This window comes from Vibrio sp. 1069, assembly GCF_033340555.1.
On record NZ_JAWOWP010000577.1, the window covers coordinates 1 to 608 of the forward strand.

The 608-nt window shown below is 42.6% G+C and carries 1 protein-coding gene; it reads left to right on the top strand.

Features of this window, described 5'->3' with window-relative positions; genetic code table 11:
* Positions 1-608, top strand: a 608-nt coding sequence (locus R7040_RS27840; RefSeq protein WP_318097800.1) for an EAL domain-containing protein, incomplete at both ends; no start/stop codon positions are given.

The window sequence follows — 608 nt, forward strand, 5'->3', positions numbered from 1 at the left end:
TCACAATGTATTCGTCAACTAGAGAAACTTACGCCGCCAGATCCGCTCGACCCCGACAACTGGTGCCATATTGGTATCACTATGTACAAAGAGGGAGAGCGACACAGCCAAATTATTGATGAGGCGGAAACGGCACTCAGAAGTGCGCAGCTACAAAACAACAATAACTGGAGCCGTTTTAAGAAATGGAACCACGATGAAGAAGCGCGCGGAAGTGTGAGATGGCGTACGTTATTTGATACGGCACTTACATCAGAAAATGTGATACTCTACGCACAATCGGTTCACTCAATAAGTGATGCGACGCATAAAAAAGCCTTACACGAAGAGTTAACATGTCGAATTCGGGATCCTGAAAATGGCATTGTTAAAGCGTCCCGGTTTATCTCTGCTATCAGACAAGTGGGCTATGAAGCTCAAATGGATAGAGCTGTACTTCATAAATTCTTAAAAGACTTTAAAGAGAATTTTGACAGCTCTAAAAATTATGCTCTAAATCTAAATGTGACGCCTTTTTCGAGTCGCGAATACTTCAAGTGGTTTCGTGATGAACTTTTACAGTTGTCACGCGAGCAGAGAAAGTGTCTCAATTTTGAGTTTGTGGAAGC